We start from the raw sequence: 18,607 nt of genomic DNA, 5'->3' as shown, positions 1-18,607 counted from the left end.
ACTGTCACCATTGGATGTCGGATGGGCCGTTAAGCGGCTCCCGGTCGCCCGCCGGGGGCAAAGGAGCAAAGGCGTCTGCGCCCCGCAGCGCGTCGGCAAACCGAAGCTGCGTCCGATCTTCCAGTTCGGCCGTGCTGACCTGGAACGCCCGGAATTCATCCAGGTCCAGTGCCTCAAAGGGGTTCAGGTTCTGCGTCAGCAAGAAGGCGTTGCTCTTGAACACGCCCTGCTCCACGTAGGCAAGGATCTTCCAGTACTCCCGCGGCAGCCGGACTCCCCGGTACTCGCGGTCATTGTCCTGGAAGACCGGCCCGCCGAACACACTGACTTTCAAATCCTGGACGTCGACGTCGGCGAAGACCGCCTCTTCCAGCCGTCCCCAAACGCCGTCCTTGCTGCTTTGGTTGAAATCGTCCATGTGGGGTGCGATGTTCGTGAAGAAAAAGGAGTCGTCGTTTGCGCTCTCCGCCTCGGGCAGCTCGCCCCACAGCAGGTCTGCGCGGCGGGCCAGGTGGCCCCGGTCCAGGCGGTTACCACTGTAGAGCTCATCACCGTTCTGGAACGCCGCGGGAATCCTGGGGTCCTTGATGAAGGAGCTGCCTTTCCGGCTGACCCGCTTGAGGCGGCCGCCGTCGATATTCCAGGCCACCCACCGGGCGAACCGGCGGGACTTGCTGAGCGCGAGCGAGAAGTGGGTGTAGGGAATGATCTCGGACCCCTCGAGCTGGACGGCATCGTCCTCCAGCGTTGCATCGAGCACAGGGGGTTCAATAGTTTCACCGAGGAAGCCGGCAGAGTATCCGCCGCCCTGGAAATCCTGGATTTGAGCCATGCTGCGGACACTAGCAGGGGGCCGTTATCACGGCGTTACGGCGCCGCACAGCGGATCTGGCGCTGCGGCTCCGGGCGCGACACGGACGGAATGTCATTGACATCCCGCGTCAAACTGCGGATCGTCATTGCTACATAAGTTCCAGCTCATCAGACCCAGACTGAAATGGGGGGAACGCATGGGCGACGACGGCTATGGCCATTTTCAGTTGCGCCTGCTTCAATCCTGGCAACTCCGCCGCGATACCGACGTTGTGCATGTCGCGGCACGGCAACAGCGGCTCATTACTGCCCTGGCGATTACCGGTCCCCGGCTCCGAAGCTACCTTGTGGGCCTCTTATGGCCGGACAAGGCTGAGGCGAGGGCGCTGGAGAGCCTGCGCGTCAGCGTGCACCTGGTATCTCGGCAGTTACCGGGCCTGCTGGTCAACGACGGTGCCGTGCTGTCGCTGAACAGCCGGGTGGAGGTAGACCTGCACCGAGTCCGGGCAGGGATCCGGGCCCTGGCCCAGCCTGGACTCAACGGAAACATGGCCGCCTGCCTGCCCCTGCTCCGGGACGCCGAACTCCTCCCGGGCTGGTACGAGGACTGGGTGCTGTTTGAACAGGGAAGGCTGAGCCAGGAGCGCCTCCACGCGTACAACATCATTGCCCGGGAATCCCTGGCCCATGGGGACTACGAAACTGCCTCGGAAGCGGCCGAAGCTGCGCTGGAGGTAGAGCCACTGTACGAAAGCGCTGTTGGCCTGCTGATCCAGGCCGAAAGCAGGCAGGGAAACGCCGTTGCTGCCCTGCGTGCCTTCGAGAAATACAGGGCCAAGTTGAAGGAGGAACTGGGCCTGACCCCTTCGGACACTATCTTCCGGCTCGTGAGTGAGGTCCGGGAAAGCCAGACGTCACGGCAGGGGGAAACCTACTAGTTGACTGCTCCAGGCCTGGCGATCAGCCACCGGCGGACAACTGCCAGGACCTCTTCGGGATCTGCGGTAGTCACTATGGTCGGTTCGGCTTCAACAGGCGGAGTAGAGGTGACCCTGGCGCGGAAACCGTGCACGTGGTCCGGCTCCCACCAGGTACGGATGACCAGGGTGCCCTGGGCCAGGGTAGGGGCCTCGGGACGGGACTGGGACGGCGCGGCGGAATCTGTGCCGTCGTCGGCGATTCCTGACTGGCCGTCCCCGTGTGCCATGGCATTCCACCTTTATCCCAGCCGGTTGCCTCTGCTGGCTTGCACCCCCGGCTGCCTTGATGGTCCAGTACGAGAATCAGGAATCAGCGTGGTTATTCATAAGGTTTGCTCAAGATTGGGCCCCGGAGCCTGTCGCCCGCTGCCTGGAGCCTGCTACCTGCTACCTGCTACCTGCGGCCCGGTGCCTGCTACCAGTACATCACCGCGGTCTGTCCCGATTCACCCGCCCAGTACAGCCGCACGCGCACCACGTAGTTGCGGCCTTGGAACAGCTTTGCGCTGACCCGGGAGTTCCGGTCCTCGCCGCTGTCGTCGTCGCCCGCCACGAAGCGGAACTCGCCATCGATTTCTTCGAAGAGGACCACTACGGTATCTGAGGTCCCGAACGTCGCAATTTCGTACTTCCGTGAGGCCTGCGGCTGGATGGAGAAATCCGCCTGGCCCCCCGGGGAGAGCGAGAGGGGAACCGATTGGAAGGGCTGGAGCACGGGAACCGTGGGCTCCAGGGCGGGGAAGAACTTACGCACCCACTCCTTGTCCGCGTTGGACAACCCGCCCGGGGGATTGAGGCCGGTTTTGAACCGCGCAGGCTCCTTGATCAGTCCTGCGGGGAACCAGTACTCCATGACCGAATCCGGATCCCAAGGGGACCCCTCCACTTCGGTGGTTTCGATCTTGCGCAGCACATTGTGCAGCGTTTGTTCCGGCGTCCAGTGGTTGGGTGCACCGGTGAAATAGGCGTACACCTTCGGTTCATCCCAGACGATGCCGGCAAACGGGTTCTGGTGCTCGTGCGGCATGCCCAAGGTGTGCCCGATCTCGTGCAGGGCCGTAGTCCGGCCGTAGTCATCGGTCAGGTCCCAGCCGAAGTTCATGGTGGGTTCATTACTACTGATGCTCAGGACATCCCGGCCAACGTAGGACCACGAGCCGTCCGCCTGGTCAAAGGCGATCCGGACCTCGGATTCGCTGCGGTCCGCCACCTCCGTGAACTCCAGGCCGATGCCGAGGTCCTTCCATTCCTTGAAGGCTTTGCGCACCGCTTCCTTCTGCGGCGCAGGGCCCTCGAGGAACCAGTAGTGCAGCACAGTACCGTTGACCCATTTCAGCCGCAAAAGGCGTATGAGGCGGTCCCTGGCGGGGGAAAGGTCCGGCCGGAGCAGCGGCCTGGTTTGCGGCCTAACATCACAATGCGGCTGGGGTGCGGTCTTAGCCATGACTTGCTCCTTCAATACAGCGGCTCCTGATCCAGTAGAGCGGCGGGCCCGTTACTGCCGCGTTATCAGCGGGTGCCCTGCGCCGGCCGGGGTCCAACCATCCGAAGCGCAACTGCGGTAACACCGCAGTAACGCCTTGGATGCTCTACTGCCCGCACGAATGTGCCCCTGTCCCTTGCCGGAGCGGGGCGCCTATTTTCTGAAAGAGGGCTGCGAGATGGGTAATCCCGGCGACGACGGCAGGCTCCCGGTTATCTACGTCCGAGGATTCGCGGGCAACGGCTCAGCGATCAACAGTGCGGTGGATGATCCGTTCTATGGCTTCAGCCAGGGATCCGTCCACGTCCGTGCCGACAGCAGCGGCCGGGCAAAGTTCCACCAGTTTGAGTCTCCGATGCTTCGCCTGATTACCGACCACAAATACGAAGTTCCTGTCCACGGCGACCAATGGGCCTACCTCCAGAGCGTCGACGCCGGTACGGTAACTCCAGCGTCCGTGTGGATCCACCGGTTCTATGACGACGCCGCTGCCACGTTTTCGGAGGACCCGGAGAACTTCTCCTTCGAACGGGCCGCGGCGGACCTGTTCGAGCTCATCAAGCTGGTCCTGGACAAGACCCGCGCGCCCAAGGTCTTCCTCGTGGCCCATTCCATGGGCGGCCTGATCTGCCGGTCACTCCTGCAGCGCGTGATCCCTGAACAGCTGGCAGGAGACGACGGCGAGATCGACCCTGCGGCCGGGGCTAAATACGTGGCCCGGGTGTTCACCTATGCCACGCCACACGGCGGGATCAGCTTCGCCGTCGGCTTTGGCCTCCTGGAGCGTATCCGCGACGCCACCGGCTTCCAGGGCGCCGACATCTTCGGGCCGGACCGGATGTATGACTACCTCACGGCCCCGGCGCTGCGGAACCGGCGCACACGGGAGGAATTCAGCGGGACAACGATGCCGGATGACGGGTTTCCGGTGGATGAGCTGTTTTGCCTGGTGGGATCCAACCCCGAGGACTATGACGTGGCCTTCGGCCTGTCCTCGAAGGCCGTGGGCGCCCGCAGCGACGGCCTGGTCCAAATCGAAAACGCAGCAGTCAGGGGCGCTCCCCTGGCCGTGGTCCATCGGAGCCACAGCGGCCGGTACGGCATCGTCAATTCGGAGGAGGGCTACCAGAACCTGCAGCGGTTCCTCTTCGGCGACCTGAAGGTCGAGGTCGAGCTTGTGGGCTTCACCGTGGGCCGCGACGCCCCAAGCGACATCGAGTTCCAGCTCGATGTGGGCCTGGCCATCCGAGGGCTTCCGGTCCTGGTGCACGAGCAGAGCGCCGCCCACTTCTGCCCCGTCCAGATCGAGCACTGGAAGGAAGGAAACCCGATTGACACTCCCGTCCCGTTGCTGACCACGTTCCTGTCCTCCCACGCCCCCCGCCCGCGGGTCGCCGGCAGGGAGGTGCCCAGGCTGCGGCACGCGCTCAAGCTGCGGCTGATGTCCATCAAGGAACGGCAAGGCAGGTTCTTCTTCGATGACCATATGGAGCAGACGGAGGACTGGATGGACGCTTTGTTAGTGGACATCGAACCACCGGGCCCAGGCGGCCTGCCGCGGGCCTGGGCTGCCTGGACGAGCACCGTCCCCACCGCCGTCAGGGACTGGAACCCAGAAGAGAAGGACTTCCTCGCCGACACCGTGGACACCCCCGAGTTTTGGCGCGGGCGCATCGACGTCCCCGAGTTCTCCAAGGAACTGCTCGGCGCCAACGCCGGCATCCGGCTGACCGTCACGCCGCGGAAGGTGTCCATCTGATGCCGCCACGGGATGAGGAGCCACCCGTTGATGTCCGCCTGCTGCGCCCGCACGACCTCATCGACCTGCGGCTCGAAGCCCCCGGCTGCGCGATAGAGCCCACCGACGGCGGCGCGGAACTGGTTGCCGGTCCGGACGCATCGCTGGTGGTCCACTTCCCGCCGCAGCACGTGGGAGAGGAAGTCTGGCAGGCGGGTGCTCCGCCGCCCCCTCCCGCGCAGCCCCCGCGACCGTCGATGCATCTGGCAGCAGGGCCCAGCCGCCTCGTCTATGAGGTTCCCGAAGGCATGCGCATCACGTTCACGCTCGAGAAAGTGTTGGAAGCCCTCCGGAGCCTCACCCTGCGGGTCTCACCGAACGCGACGCCCGCCGGCGAGGCCGGGTACCGCGGCATCCACAAGCCGGGCGACCTGGAGACGGCCATCGAGGCTCCTTACCGCCTGATTGTCTCGCCCAGCAGGCTGGGCGCCTTCCGGCACTCCACAACGCCACTGGGACCGCCCGGCCGGGCCGAGCTCTGGCGCACGCACCTCACGGTCCGCACTGACACAGGAACGGACGACGGCGACACGGACCAGCGCATCGTCCGCGCGCTCTGGACCCGCGACAGTGAGTTGCCGCCGCCGGGCTTTGACCAGCCACTCATTCCGTTCGACCGCACCGCCATCGTGGACCAGACCAGCGGCGGAGACCCCGCCAACGCCGACACGCCGCTGCTGGTCAGTAACCTCTCGCTCTCCAGCCTGGGCGCCTGGTTCGACTGGAAGCAATCGTGGGAGTTCCCGTCCAACATCGTCGACTACCGGCATCAGGCCTTTATGGGCCGTGACGGCTACGTCCGGGTCGCCTATCCCGGGATCCTCTTCCCGTTCGGTCACAGGTGCTTCCTGGTGAAAATCACCGAGCGCGAGGTCAAGCACCGTGACAAGCCGGTCGCTTACCTGTGGCAACGATGGTTCATCATCGTGCGCCAGCCAACACGCACCTATCCGCCGGCTGAGCGGGACAACCCCTTCGGCCAAGTCACGGTCAGCCCGCTGGTCACCCCGGACATCGACAAGCCGCCGGAGAACCAGCAGCCGTTTGTCCCCACCCGCAACGGAGTCCCGTTCCCGTTCACCCTGACCACCGTGGACCGCGGCGGCGGCACCCGCAGCTGGTCCGCACCGCTGGTGTTCGTCCAGGCCGGCAAGGACGGGCCACAGGCCTTCATCTTCCACGCCGAGGACGCGTCGCCGCGCTACTTCACGGTCCGGCAGATCCAGGGCCGCGGACAGGCGCTCGCGGTTGCCGCACCGGTGAAGGCCGGGGACACCTCGGTGGATGTCGTACACCTGGTCTTCGACGGGGAGATTGACCAAACAAACGTCACGTCGCGGCCGTTCCTGACCGAGGCTCGGGCCGTGGTGCCCTCTATGAGGCACCTGGCCCCGCAGGCGCCCGCCGTCGACCTTGTCTTCGCCAAGCCCTACCTCGCCGACGGCCTGCCCACACGGGGCCCGGACGACAAGCCAGTGCCCGGTACGCCCAACGCCGGTGAACTGGTCCTGGCCTTGAAAAGCCCGCCCGCCGCCGTCGACTTCACCAGCGGTTCCGACCGGGCAGGCGGTTTCATCGCCCCCAACCTGTCAGTCAAGGGGATCTCCCGGGCTCTCGGCGCGATCGGCGAAAGCGGCAACGCGCCCTCGCCCTTCGACGCCGGCACGTTCGATCCGGCGTCGTTCCTGTCCGGGGCCATGCCCAAACTGTTCGGCCTGTTCAGCCTGGTGGACCTGCTCAAAGCGGCCGTGCTCGATGAGGCACCAGCGTTCGTGTCCGACGCCCTGGACGCTGTCGCCAGGCTCTTGACAGAAGCGCAACGGCTCCGGAATGCGCTGGACGACGCCGGCACGCGCCTTGCCAACGAGGTCACCGATGCAGCCCACGACGGTGCGCGGGCGGTCGCGCAGCACGCGAAAGACCAGCTCGACGCGCGGACCGCAGCCTTGGAAGCCCGCCTCGACGCAGTGATTGCTGCCGTCCATGGACTGCCGGGGAGTCCTGACGCCGTCAGCGCCGCCGCCGTCGCCCTCGCTTTGGAGCTGCAGCCCCTGCTGGACGCTATCGGTGGCCCGGGCGTTCCCGCCGCCGTCCGGTCTGCGCTGGTAAAACCGGTCCAGGCGCTGAAGACCCTCACCGATCTAGCCAAGGATGCGGCCGGCCTGGCGCAACTGCTGCAGGGTGCGGCGGGCGGACAGGTCACCGCGCAGCTGCGCTGGCGTCCGGCAATCAAGCCGTGGGGCCTGCCGGGGGTTCCCAACATCTTCAAGCCCAAGGACGAGCACGCCCTGCATGTTGACGTCGAGGTGCGCGCGTCCGCCACCGCGCCGCCCGCGGTGGACATCGTTGCCGAGATCGTCGACTTCGACCTGAACCTGATCGGCGACGGCTCCGCAGCCTTGATGAGGCTGATGTTCCGGCGGATCGGGTTCCACGCCGGATCCGCCGGCAAGCCCGAGGTGGACGTGGTGTTCGGCGGCATCGGCTTCCTGGGACCGCTGTCATTCGTGGACCGGCTGCGCGAACTCATCCCCTTTGACGGGTTCTCGGACCCGCCCTACGTGGACGTGGCCCCGACCGGTGTGACAGCCGGCTTCGACCTGACGCTGCCCAACGTGTCCGTCGGAGTGTTCAGCCTCGAGAACATCTCACTTGGCGCCGACGCACGCGTGCCGTTCCTCGGTGATGCGCTCACGGTGGGGTTCAACTTCTGCTCAAAGGACGCGCCGTTCCGGCTCACGGTGATGTGCATCGGCGGTGGCGGGTGGCTGGTACTGCGGGCATCCCCCAAGGGCCTGGTACTGCTGGAGCTGGGGCTCGAGGCGTGTGCGTGTCTGTCGGTGGACCTAGGAGTGGCGTCCGGCTCGGTGTCCATCGCCGTCGGCGTCTACCTCCGCCTCGAAGCCGACAAGGGCCTGCTCGCCGCCTACTTCCGCATCCGCGGTGAGGTGGACGTCCTGGGCCTGATCAGCGCATCGATCACCCTTGAGCTGTCGCTGATCTACCACTTCGAGACCGGCAAGCTGGTCGGTCGTGCTTCGCTGGTGGTTGAGGTGGAAGTGCTGTTCTTTTCCGCCTCCGTGGAGATCTCCGTGGAACGCAAACTCGCCGGCTCCAAGGGCGACCCCACGATGTACCAGGTGATGCCGCCCGATGCGGACGGCATGAACTCGGACTGGGCAGAGTACTGCGGTGCCTTCGCCCCGGTGCCGGCCTAAGACAGGAGAGACTATGCCCACCACCGTCCTGGCCACAGCACTGCCCTACTCGCTTGCCGACGACGCACCGTTCCACCTCACGGTGTTCATCACGCACAAGCTGACCGGCGGTGGAGCCCTGCTCTCCAGCTATCCCGCGGCGGTGGACTGGGTGGGCACACTGTCTGCTTGTACGCTGACGCTGGCCACCTCGCTGGACCCGGGCACCGCGTTGCCGCTGCGCGTCGTCTCTACCGCCGACGCCGCATCCTGGGCCGCCGTCCTGCCACCCGGTACGCCGGTGGCCCCGTTTCCCACCCCCGCCCTGTCCGGTAAGACATGGCGGACCAATCCTGCCAGCCGGATGAGCGACCACGCCGTTGACCTGCACCTTGCCGCCATCACAGCCGCGCCGGCAGTCAAGCCGGGGTTGGCAACCGACCCAGTGGCGGGCGGACTGCTTGAGACGCTGGCCAACCTCGACGAACGCGGCGCCTTGCGGCGGCTCCTTCGGGACGCCCCGGCCCGGGCCCGCCGCGCGCTGCAGGTTCCGGCGCAGCGGCTGCGGGACACCCTGGCCACCCTTGGCCCCCTCACCGACCCCGAGGACGCGGACCCCGAGCGGGGCCACGGCCGGGAACTTCCGCCACTGCCGCCATACCAGTCGGAGATCAAGGACAACCCTTCCCCTTTGCAGGTACTGCTGGAAGACCCCGAGGCCGACCTGCGGGTCACGAAGCGCCTTGACCGGCTCGTCGGCCAGGACCTGTCGGCCAACCCGCAGTTGCAGCTGATGGTGGACGCCCACGCGATGCGGCGTTACTACGAGCGTCCCGAGCAGCCGCAGCAGGAGCCCCGGACAGAACCTGATCCGGACGCCCCGCCCACGCCGCGTCCGGACCGGCCTGAGCATGACTTCCATGCCAAGGCCGCGTCCTTCGGGTCCACGCCGGCGTTGCTCCGCCGGCTCGGCCTCGCCATCGATGTGGTGCTCGACGGCGTTGATGCCGCTGGTGCAAGGGCAGCACTGGCAGGTGCCACTTGGGTGAGTGTCGCGATCTCGTCCCCGGACGCGGACGTTGAGGTGCTGCCGCCGCGGCGCACTTCGGTGGTAGTGGAGGGTCCCGTGTTCGCGGCCAGGTCGGGCGAGGCGTGGGTGGGCGGAGCCCTGCCGTTGGGTGAGGACGACTGGGTGGTGCTCGACGCCGACCCGGATGCGTCGGGCCTCAAGCTCGACCAGCACGCCCGGAACCTCGCCCGCCAATACGCGAGCGAGGCCAACGGCGATCCTGCCACGTCCGCGCCCGGCACCCTGCGCGCCACAGGGTTCGCCCTCGCCCGCCGGAACAGGGCCGCCCAGGTGCGGGCACGAGTCCACCAGGCTGAGCAGCTGGCCGCCGACGACGGCAGCCGCGAGCTCTTGTTGGATGATCTGGTGCGCGGCATCAGGGTTGAGGTCTGGGACGATGTCACGAGGCAGTGGCACAGCCTGCACCGCCGCCTCGTCACGGTGACCGGGCAGCCGGGGAACGTACCTGTCCTGGAAGATGCGGCCGACGTGGGATTCCTGCAGTTGTCGGCGCTTAACCGGGCCCCGGGCGACACCACCAACGGGTACTACCTGCACGAGGTAGTGGCTGGCTGGGACGGATGGAGCCTGTCCGCCCCGCGGCCCGGGCTGACCATTGTGCACGTCGAGCCGCCGGGGCCCGACGGCGCCACGGAGGTCGTCGTCGAAACCCCGCCGGATGAGCCGATCGACGGTGCACACATCACCTCCAGGGTGGAACCGGGGTCACTGCCGCGGCTGCGGTATGGCATGTCCTACAGTTTCCGGGTACTCGCCGTGGACCTGGCCGGCAATTCGGTGCCGCAGGTCGTACCGCGGCACCGTTCGCCCCATGCTCCTGACGAAGCAGCAGTCGAGGCTGCCCGGGCCCACCTCGACCGGCTGCGGACGTCCTACCGCGAGCGCGACCGCGCCGGAGTGGCGGCGGACCGCCGCGACGCCGTCGTCGAACATTTGCGGACCGCCGGGCGCGGGGTTGCTGACGTCGCGCTCCCTGGGGAGCTGCTGTCCGGTGATCCAGGCATCGACGCGACGTTGGAGGCCCTGGTGGCCCAGGCGTCAGCTCCCGCGGCGGCGGCACCTGCCCAACGTGCGTTCGATGACGTGGTGGCGGCATCGAGGGTCCTGGCGGAATCCCGCGAAACATTGCGCGTGCGGCCGCAGCTGCGCATCGATCCCGGCGACTTCGCCCGGCTGGCGCGAAACGATGACCTGCACCTGCCAGAGGACGCTCGGAGGCCCGGCCGGCCCGCCGTCACCGCCCCGCGGCCCTACCTGCGGTGGGAACCGGTCCCGGCCCCGGCACTGGTCGCCCGGCAAGAGCTGGGAACAGGGGAGCAGCCAGCCCACCTGGTGGTTCGCAGCGGACTGCCGGCAGACGGTGCCCCGGGTGACGGTGTTCCGGACGAGGGTCCTGATTCGCGGTCCGCGGCCGAGCGCCACATTGCCCCGCCGAAGTCCACCCAGTTGGAGGCCGAGACCGCCGGATACTTCGACGCCGCGATCGGCACCGGCAACGCCACCGAGATCCGCAGGCTCTACGCGGTTGCCCTGGCCGAGCGCGGAACATTGCTGGACCAGTCCGTACCCAGCCACACCGACGCCAGGGCCACGGAGGAACAGACCGGAATCGCGCTCGTTGACCGGCCGGGCGCGGACACCGGTTCGAGCCACCGGGCCACTTTGGCGGACATCGCCGCCGACCGTGGCCGGCCCATCGGTGAGGGCCAGTATGTGGTGCACAACACTGACGCCCTGAGGCTGCCGTATCTGCCGGACCCGTTCGCCACCGGCGTTTCGCTGGTGTTCTACGAGGCGGGAGCGCCACATGGCCTGCGGGAGCCGCGGGCGCTGCAATCTGTGACCGTCCCCTACCCAGGCTCGTGGCCTGCGCTGCAGCCGCTGAGGCTCGTCCTGGAGCCCGGCGACAAGCTGGGCGCCCGTGTTTCCGGCCACGAAGTGTACGTGTCTGTCCCGCCGGGTGAGCAGGTGCGGGTGGCGCTCTCCAGCACTTTGGAGCAGGCATCGCTGGACAAGTTCGGCCTGTGGCGGTCGCACCTGGCCAGCGTCGCAGATCCGGAGGACGGCTACACTCCGGACGAGGTGGTGGCCGCGGCCGCGCTCATGCGTGCGGCGTCCTCGGGCTGGACGTGGTGGCTGACCCCTTCGACCGACCTGCGGCTCGTGCACGCCGTGCCTGCGCCGGTGCGGCCGCCCGGGCTCAGGGCGCTGGAGGTATTCCTGCGGCCGCCGGGCCGTGCGGTCGTGGCGCTCACCGGACTGGTGGACGTGCATGGCCCCAGCACCGACACGCTGCTCGTGCGCGCGCGTTGGACCGAGACCGTCGATGACCCCGCGGCCCCGGGGCCGCAGACGGTGTCCAAGTCCGACGTCGTGGTCCGCACCGCCGTCGCGGAAACAGAACGGACGGGGGTGCTTTTCCTGTACGACTTCCTGCCCACGGGCCCGCTGGCGCAGGCACTCGGGAACATCGGCTTCCACCGGGCACTGCAGAGCTTTGAAGACACCCACTACCGGCGGGTGACGTACGTGCCCTCCGGCGCCACACGGTACTCCGAGTACTTCCAGCACGTGCCGGATCCGGAGGAACCGGCCCTGGCCGGCGAGCCGGTGGAGCTCGATATTCCCTCGTCCGCGCGGCCGGCTGCGCCCCTGGTGCTGGATGCGGTGCCACTGCTGCGCTGGGAGGCGGTGCCTGAACCAGCGGACCCGTTCGCCTGGCGGCAGGTGCGGCGTTCCGGCGTACGCATCTGGCTGGCCCGCCCGTGGTTCTCGTCCGGTGACGGGGAACTGCTGGGAGTGCTCGTCTTCGACCCCGACGAATGGGTGCAGCAGCCGGACGGTTCCTGGGCCCGCCGGCCAAAGGCGAGGCAGGCCCCGGATGGCGCCACCAGCCTGTGGGCAGCGGACCCGATCATCCACCAGGGCGGCGGCGTTTCCCCAGCCACCGTGCCGCCCCTGCTCACCCTCGACCAGTTGGTGCTTGACCTCGTGGAAACGGGCGCTGCCGAAGGAGTGGGCATTCGCCCGCCGCTCGGGGGCAGGCCGCCGGGCGGGCGGGACCGTGGGTGGCCGGATGCGCCTGGAAACCCGGTAACGGTCGCCGCGTCCCTGCCGTTACGGGATGTTCGGGGACGCCCAGCCGTGCGTGTCCTGGGCTACCGGCCGGAGTACGACGAGGCGTCGGGCCGCTGGTTCGTCGACGTCGCCCTCCAGGAGACCTCCGCCCTGTGGCCCTTCGTGCGGCTGGCGGTGGCCCGTTACCAGCCGCATTCCATCGCTGGCTGTGAACTCTCACCGGTGGCGCTGACCAGCTGGATCCAGCCGCTGCCCGCCCGGACCCTGACGGTGAGCCGGCCGGACCTCCAACACGTCCAGGTGACGTTGACGGGCGTGGTCAGCTGGCTGCGCTGGGATCCCCACGGTGCGCCGGGCCTGCCGGGCGAGCAGCTCACCGCCGACAGCCCAACCGGTGACGCCGCCACCCGGGCTTCCCGCCTGCAGCAGTCCAGGACGGTGCGCGCCTCGGTGCAGAGCCGGTCCGCGGGTGCGGGAGACCTGGAATGGCAGACGGTATCCAGTTGGCTGCTGCTTGCCGTCAGCGTCGAAGAATCCGGGGGATTCCGGGCCACTTGGTCCGGGGCCATCAGCCTGCCGCCGAACGCCGGGACGCCGGCCGGGGACGCGGCCGGCGTCCCGGGACTGCGCCAGCCGGGAAACCCCGACTCACTGTGGCGGGTGTTGGTTGAGGAGCACGAACTGCTCGACGCCGACCCGGCGCCGGGCGAGCGCAGCGCCCGCGTTCCGCGCCTCGTCTACGCTGACAGCGTGCCGCTGTAGGGGCTCCCTTTTGCGAGGTGGCACTTAGAGGAGGCACTTAAAGGCAGTGTTCGACGCCGGGACTGCCCCTAAGTGCCGCCTTGTTTGAGTTGTTCGACCAGTGCATCGAGGATGGGCAGTTGGCCCCGTACCAGCCTGGTGCGGGCTTCGGTCTCGGTGGCCCACTCTGCACGGTCAATCTCGGGGAAGTCCGTGATGACGCCCGAGCCCTTCGGCCATTCCAGCGGAAAGGTGTTGCTGACGATCCGCTCCGGCGTGAAATCCGACTCCGCCGCGAAGACTGTGATGACCTTCCCCGAGGGCTGGCGGAACGAACCCAGCAGCCGGTAGTCGCCGGCAGGTGCGGGCACGCCCATTTCCTCAGTAAACTCCCGTTGCGCAGCCGCCCATGGGTCCTCGTCCTCGGCGTACTCGCCTTTGGGAACGGACCAGGCCCCGGCGTCCTTGCGCGCCCAGAACGGTCCACCCATATGGGCGATCCAAAACTGGAGGCCCGATGCCGGATCCCCTCGGTACAGCAGGATGCCTGCGCTCCGGACTGTCATGTTCGCTCCATCGGGCTAGGCTATACCGCTGCGTCGCAGGGGTGTTGCCAAAGTGACCTGAGAGGTTCAAAGTGAAGTAGGTCACAAAAGGGCCGGGAATCCTGCTGCGGTTCCACCGGGAGCCGTCTACCCGCTGTGGAGGTCAGCCATGAGCCAGACGTCTGAAGAAGTGTACGACGTGACCCCCGAGGGGGACGGACCCAAGCTCAAGCGGGTCCTCGGCCCCAAGCTCCTGCTCCTCTTTATCGTCGGCGACATCCTTGGTGCCGGCGTCTACGCCGTGACTGGCACCATGGCCGGCACCGTGGGCGGCATCGTGTGGTTGCCGTTCCTGCTGGCCTTCGTGGTCGCCACCCTGACGGCGTTCTCGTACCTGGAGCTGGTTACGCAGTACCCGCAGGCCGCCGGTGCGGCGCTGTACACGCACAAGGCCTTCGGAATCCACTTCGTCACGTTCCTGGTGGCATTCGCCGTGGTCTGCTCCGGCATCACCAGCGCTTCCACCTCCGCGAACGTCCTCGCCCAGAACTTCTTCGGCGGCCTGGACATCAACGGCTGGATGGAAGTGCCTGGACGGGAGGTCATCACCCTGGTGGCGATGGCTTTTATGCTGCTGCTGGCGGTCATCAACCTCCGCGGTGTGGGCGAGAGCGTGAAATTCAACGTGGTGCTAACCCTCGTGGAGATGATCGCGCTGTGCATCGTGATCGGTGTCGGCTTCTTCGTCATGGCCCAGGGGACGGGGAACGCTGGAGAAATATTCGTCTTCAACGACTATCAGGACAAAGGGTTGTTCCTGGCAGTCACGGCGGCGACATCCATCGCGTTCTTCGCGATGGTTGGTTTCGAGGACTCCGTGAACATGGTGGAGGAGACCCATCACCCGGAGAAGATCTTCCCCCGGACCATGCTCACCGGTCTTGGCGTGGCGGTAATCCTCTACATGCTGGTAGCCATCTCCGTGGTCAGCGTGCTCTCGCCCACGGAGCTGGAGAACATCAGGGAAGCCGAGGGCGCGGCCCTCCTTGAAGTGGTGCATAAGGGTTCGCCGGACTTCCCGATCGACAGGATCTTCCCGTTCCTTGCCGTCTTCGCCGTCGCCAACACAGCCTTGATAAATATGCTGATGGCCAGCCGCCTGATCTACGGCATGGCCCGCCAGCACGTCTTGCCCCGGCCGCTCGGGAAGGTGCTCCCGGTACGCCGGACACCGTGGGCCGGCATCCTGTTCTCCACCGTCCTGGCGCTCGGCCTCATCTGGTACGTCACGTCCGACCCTGAGAGCAACATCGTGGCAAACCTCTCCGGGACCACCGCGTTCCTGCTGCTGTGCGTCTTCACCGTGGTCAACGTGGCCTGCCTGGTCCTGCGCCGTAAGCGGGATCCCAACCGCAAGGTGTTCTTCACCTCGCCGGGGCAACTGCCGCTGGTAGCCGCGCTCCTATGCGCCTTCCTGGCCGGCCCGTGGGTGGGCCGGAACGTCATCCAGTACCAGATCGCCGGCGGCCTGATGGCCATCGGTGTGGTGCTCTGGGTCCTCACATGGCTGATCAGCAGAAGGACCAACGCCGGCCCCGGAGGTCCGGACAGCCTGCACAATATTGGCAAGGAAGACAAGGGCTGACGCAGCTCCCTCCTTCCTAGGCCATGGGGTGGGCTACTGCTTCTGCCGCCCGTTCTCCGTCTTCCCCATGCCAGGGTGGATGGCCACGAATTCGATGCCTTCCTGGACCTTCTTCTTCGGACCCCTGGAAAATCCCTTGGCGTCGAGCTGGTTCTGTGCTCGGTATTCAGCCTTGGCTTCGTCGTAGATACGGTTCAGCCGGAGGCCGCTGAACACTTCCTGGGTGCCGTCAGCGAACGTGACAGTCACCTCGGCACTGCCGGGAAAATGGCGCTTCATCCGGATGAAGCCTTCTGCGTCCTGCTGGAGGTTGATCATGCTTGGTCCCGCTTTCGTGTGTGGCAGCCTCCAGTCTCTCCTACGCAGGCTCCTGACGGCACAGACAGCCGGGCACTCGTCGTACGGGGAGAATGGACGGGTGACTTCTCCGAACTCTGCCGCGACGTTTGACCTGGCTGCCATTGGTGCCGGCCTGGCCTTTGCCGATTCCCTCGGCGACCTCACCGCGGCGCTCAGGCGGGACGCAGAGGCCGGGACCGCGGTGGTGCAGGCGCCGCCGGGAACGGGCAAGACCACGCTGGTTCCGCCTCTGCTCGCCAACCTGCTGGCCGGTACCCCTGACGGGCAGCGACGTGTGGTGGTCACACAGCCGCGGCGCGTGGCTGCCCGCGCAGCAGCCCGGCGCCTGGCCGCACTGGACGGCAGCCGCCTCGGCGACCGGGTGGGCTACACCGTCCGCGGCGAGCGCCAAACGGGCTCCGGCACCGTCATCGAGTTCGTCACTCCGGGGATCCTGCTCCGCCGGCTGCTTGATGACCCGGGACTGGAGACGGCAGGCGCGGTGATCCTGGACGAGGTCCACGAACGCGGCCTCGAGACGGACCTGTTGCTGGGCATGCTCACCGAAGTGCGCCAGCTCCGCGGGGACCTCACCCTGGTGGCCATGTCCGCCACACTGGACGCGCCACGGTTTGCGGCCCTGATTGGTGCCTCCACCGCAGGAACAGAAGATCACGACGGCGGCGGGCTGGCTCCCGTGATCGACTGCCCTTCGGCCCTGTACCCCCTGGCCGTTGAATGGATGCCCGCCGGGGTTGCCAGGCTGGACAGCCGCGGCGTGACCCGCGGCTTCCTGGACCATGTTGCGGACACCGCCGCAGGGGCACACGCCAGGGCCGCTTCCGATGCGGACACGCTGGTGTTTGTCCCCGGCGCCCGGGAAGTGTCCCACGTTGCAGGGCGCCTGCGGGCCAGGACCGGCCCAGGAACGGAAATCCTGGAGCTGCATGGCCAGGTCAGCCCGGCCGAGCAGGACCGTGCCGTGTCCGGTCGCACCGACGAAGCGCTGTCCCGGATCATCGTCTCCACAGACCTCGCCGAATCCTCACTGACCGTCCCGGGCGTCCGCGTCGTCGTTGACTCGGGCCTGACCCGCGAGCCGCGGCGAGACGCAAGCCGGGGCATGTCCGGCCTGGTGACTGTCTCGTGCTCCCGTGCCTCTGCGGAGCAGCGCGCCGGCCGGGCCGCCCGGCAAGGTCCGGGCCTGGTGGTCCGCTGCTACGACCAGAAGGCCTTCGGCGCGGCACCTGCCCACGTCACGCCGGAGATCGCCGTCGCCGACCTCACCGCCGCTGCCCTGGTCCTGGCCTGCTGGGGTTCGCCCGCCGGAGCGGGACTGGCGCTTCCGGATGCGCCCCCGCCGGCAGCGATGCAGGAGGCCGTTGAGGTGCTCCGGGAACTCGGCGCGGTGGCGCAGGACGGCCACGCCACAGCGCTGGGCAGGACCCTGGCGAGGATCCCCGCCGATCCGAGGCTGGCCCGCGCGCTCCTGGACGGCGCCGCCTCCGTTGGCGTACGGACAGCCGCCGAGGCGGTGGCCCTGGTAGCGGGGGACCAACGCGCCCCGGGTGCCGACCTTACGCGGCTCATCGCGGCCCTCCGCACGGGCAGGGAGCCTGGATCCCGGCGCTGGGCGGAGGACGTGAGGCGGATGGAAACCATCGCTCGGGAGAAGGGCGCCGGCGTCGTGCCCCCAGTCCTGAGCGCTGCCCCGAACTCGACGTCTGCCAAGGTGGAAGCGGTGGGCGCCGTCGTCGCCCTCGCATTTCCAGACCGGGTGGCGCGGCGCGTTCCAGGCCAGGGGCCGGAGCGTTACCTGCTGTCGTCAGGCACCCGGGCCGGGTTACCGGCGGGAAGTTCCCTGGCCGGGCATGAGTGGCTGGCCGTTGCGGAGGTGTCGCGCGCAGAGGGCCGGGACGCTGCCGGCACGGGTGCCGTGATCCGTTCCGCTGCACCGATCACGGCGGACACCGCGGAAGCGGCGGCCCGCCACCTCCTCACCGACACTATCGAAGCGAACTTCAGCAGGGCCCGCGTCACAGCACGGCGGGAGCGCCGGCTCGGAGCGATCGTGCTGTCCTCCACTCCGGTCCGCCCCTCCCCGGACGAAGGGCGCGCCGCGGTGGCACGCGCCCTGGCCATAGACGGGCTGGAAACGATCGGATGGTCGACGGCGGCGGACACCTTGCGCCGTCGGCTCGCCCTGCTCCGCCGCGAACTGGGCGAGCCCTGGCCCGACGTCTCCGAATCCGCCCTGCTCGCGCGCCTGGACGACTGGCTGGGCCCGGAGCTTGAGAAACTGGCCGGCGGAGCGGCCACCGGCAGCATCGACCTCACCGACCCTCTGCGGCGGCTCCTGCCCTGGCCCGAAGCTGCGAAGCTGCCGGAGCTCGCGCCGGAAACCCTGGAAGTTCCCAGCGGATCGCGGGTGTGCATCGACTACCCGGACGTTCCGGACCGCGCAACGGCGACTGGTGCCGCGGCGGCTCCTGGACGGCCTGAACCTGCGGAACCTGGCGCCGGCGGCAGGCCGGTAGTGGCGGTCAAACTGCAGGAATGCTTCGGCTGGGCGGAGACGCCGAGGCTGGTGGGAGGACGCGTGCCCGTCCTGTTTCACCTCCTGTCACCGGCCCGGCGTCCGCTGGCCGTAACGGACGATCTCGCGTCCTTCTGGTCCGGGCCGTACGCGCAGGTGAGGGCCGAGATGAGGGGCCGCTATCCGAAGCACCCTTGGCCCGAGGATCCATGGACGGCGCAGCCAACCGCACGGACCAAATCCCGGATGTGACCATATCAGCGGGCGGATTCATCGTCCCCGGAAGACAGGGTGAGAGGAACGATACATACCGGAAACGTGGCGTCGACGTGCTGAAACATCGCGCCGTTAGGCTCGTCGGT

General features: G+C 67.7%; 11 protein-coding genes. 6 read left to right on the top strand and 5 right to left on the bottom strand.

All coding sequences use genetic code 11. The annotated features are described in order from the left end of the window. Positions 1-4 precede the first annotated feature (4 nt). Positions 5-832: a DNA/RNA non-specific endonuclease gene (locus V9L17_RS19095; protein WP_337347252.1), complete on the bottom strand. Its 828-nt coding sequence runs from the start codon at positions 830-832 to the stop codon at positions 5-7. 178 nt (positions 833-1,010) lie between these two features. Between V9L17_RS19095 and V9L17_RS19090 the strand changes: the two genes are divergently transcribed. After that, positions 1,011-1,751, top strand: a complete 741-nt coding sequence (locus V9L17_RS19090; RefSeq protein WP_337347253.1) for an AfsR/SARP family transcriptional regulator — start codon at positions 1,011-1,013, stop codon at positions 1,749-1,751. Here the strand turns inward: V9L17_RS19090 and V9L17_RS19085 are convergent. Beyond that, a complete protein-coding gene (locus V9L17_RS19085; RefSeq protein ID WP_337352521.1) occupies positions 1,748-2,020 on the bottom strand; it encodes a hypothetical protein in 273 nt (90 codons plus the stop codon). The two genes, V9L17_RS19090 and V9L17_RS19085, sit on opposite strands and share 4 nt — an antisense overlap. A gap of 188 nt (positions 2,021-2,208) precedes the next feature. Further along, positions 2,209-3,237, bottom strand: coding sequence for a M12 family metallopeptidase (locus V9L17_RS19080; RefSeq protein ID WP_337347255.1), 1,029 nt, complete (start codon positions 3,235-3,237; stop codon positions 2,209-2,211). 217 nt (positions 3,238-3,454) lie between these two features. Between V9L17_RS19080 and V9L17_RS19075 the strand changes: the two genes are divergently transcribed. The 3 genes from V9L17_RS19075 to V9L17_RS19065 are packed head-to-tail and all read left to right on the top strand — an operon-like array spanning position 3,455 to position 13,201. Beyond that, positions 3,455-5,035 carry an esterase/lipase family protein gene (locus V9L17_RS19075; protein ID WP_337347256.1) on the top strand — a complete coding sequence of 527 codons (1,581 nt, stop codon included), beginning with the start codon at positions 3,455-3,457 and terminating at the stop codon, positions 5,033-5,035. After that, on the top strand, positions 5,035-8,292 hold the full coding sequence (locus V9L17_RS19070) for a hypothetical protein (RefSeq protein WP_337352520.1): 3,258 nt from the start codon (positions 5,035-5,037) through the stop codon (positions 8,290-8,292). Before V9L17_RS19075 ends, V9L17_RS19070 begins: the two co-directional genes overlap by 1 nt. A 13-nt stretch (positions 8,293-8,305) precedes the next feature. Beyond that, positions 8,306-13,201 (top strand): hypothetical protein, encoded by a 4,896-nt coding sequence (locus V9L17_RS19065; RefSeq protein WP_337352519.1) that lies wholly within the window; start codon positions 8,306-8,308, stop codon positions 13,199-13,201. A 68-nt stretch (positions 13,202-13,269) separates the two neighbouring features. Here the strand turns inward: V9L17_RS19065 and V9L17_RS19060 are convergent, their stop codons facing one another. Further along, positions 13,270-13,746 (bottom strand): NUDIX domain-containing protein, encoded by a 477-nt coding sequence (locus tag V9L17_RS19060; RefSeq protein ID WP_337352518.1) that lies wholly within the window; start codon positions 13,744-13,746, stop codon positions 13,270-13,272. Positions 13,747-13,894: 148 nt separating this feature from the next. Here V9L17_RS19060 and V9L17_RS19055 point away from each other — a divergent pair, with 148 nt between their 5' ends. Then, positions 13,895-15,370 (top strand): APC family permease, encoded by a 1,476-nt coding sequence (locus tag V9L17_RS19055; RefSeq protein WP_337352517.1) that lies wholly within the window; start codon positions 13,895-13,897, stop codon positions 15,368-15,370. A gap of 33 nt (positions 15,371-15,403) precedes the next feature. Here V9L17_RS19055 and V9L17_RS19050 read toward each other — a convergent pair whose 3' ends face one another. Continuing rightward, positions 15,404-15,688 carry a hypothetical protein gene (locus V9L17_RS19050; protein WP_337352516.1) on the bottom strand — a complete coding sequence of 95 codons (285 nt, stop codon included), beginning with the start codon at positions 15,686-15,688 and terminating at the stop codon, positions 15,404-15,406. 100 nt (positions 15,689-15,788) lie between these two features. On the opposite strand from V9L17_RS19050, the gene hrpB reads away from it, so the two are divergent. Further along, complete coding sequence (gene hrpB / locus V9L17_RS19045) at positions 15,789-18,497, top strand: ATP-dependent helicase HrpB (protein WP_337352515.1); 2,709 nt, start codon at positions 15,789-15,791, stop codon at positions 18,495-18,497. Positions 18,498-18,607 lie beyond the last annotated feature (110 nt).

The organism is Pseudarthrobacter sp. CCNWLW207, assembly GCF_037203945.1.
Classification (GTDB): domain Bacteria; phylum Actinomycetota; class Actinomycetes; order Actinomycetales; family Micrococcaceae; genus Arthrobacter.
This window is presented reverse-complemented; position numbering and strand designations above follow the sequence as displayed.

Excerpts from the sequence above, each read along its gene's own strand:
- V9L17_RS19095 (WP_337347252.1), bottom strand. The coding sequence starts at position 832 with ATGGCTCAAATCCAGGATTTCCAGGGCGGCGGATACTCTGCCGGCTTC.
- V9L17_RS19090 (WP_337347253.1), top strand. The coding sequence starts at position 1,011 with ATGGGCGACGACGGCTATGGCCATTTTCAGTTGCGCCTGCTTCAATCC.
- V9L17_RS19085 (WP_337352521.1), bottom strand. The coding sequence starts at position 2,020 with ATGGCACACGGGGACGGCCAGTCAGGAATCGCCGACGACGGCACAGAT.
- V9L17_RS19080 (WP_337347255.1), bottom strand. The coding sequence starts at position 3,237 with ATGGCTAAGACCGCACCCCAGCCGCATTGTGATGTTAGGCCGCAAACC.
- V9L17_RS19075 (WP_337347256.1), top strand. The coding sequence starts at position 3,455 with ATGGGTAATCCCGGCGACGACGGCAGGCTCCCGGTTATCTACGTCCGA.
- V9L17_RS19070 (WP_337352520.1), top strand. The coding sequence starts at position 5,035 with ATGCCGCCACGGGATGAGGAGCCACCCGTTGATGTCCGCCTGCTGCGC.
- V9L17_RS19065 (WP_337352519.1), top strand. The coding sequence starts at position 8,306 with ATGCCCACCACCGTCCTGGCCACAGCACTGCCCTACTCGCTTGCCGAC.
- V9L17_RS19060 (WP_337352518.1), bottom strand. The coding sequence starts at position 13,746 with ATGACAGTCCGGAGCGCAGGCATCCTGCTGTACCGAGGGGATCCGGCA.
- V9L17_RS19055 (WP_337352517.1), top strand. The coding sequence starts at position 13,895 with ATGAGCCAGACGTCTGAAGAAGTGTACGACGTGACCCCCGAGGGGGAC.
- V9L17_RS19050 (WP_337352516.1), bottom strand. The coding sequence starts at position 15,688 with ATGATCAACCTCCAGCAGGACGCAGAAGGCTTCATCCGGATGAAGCGC.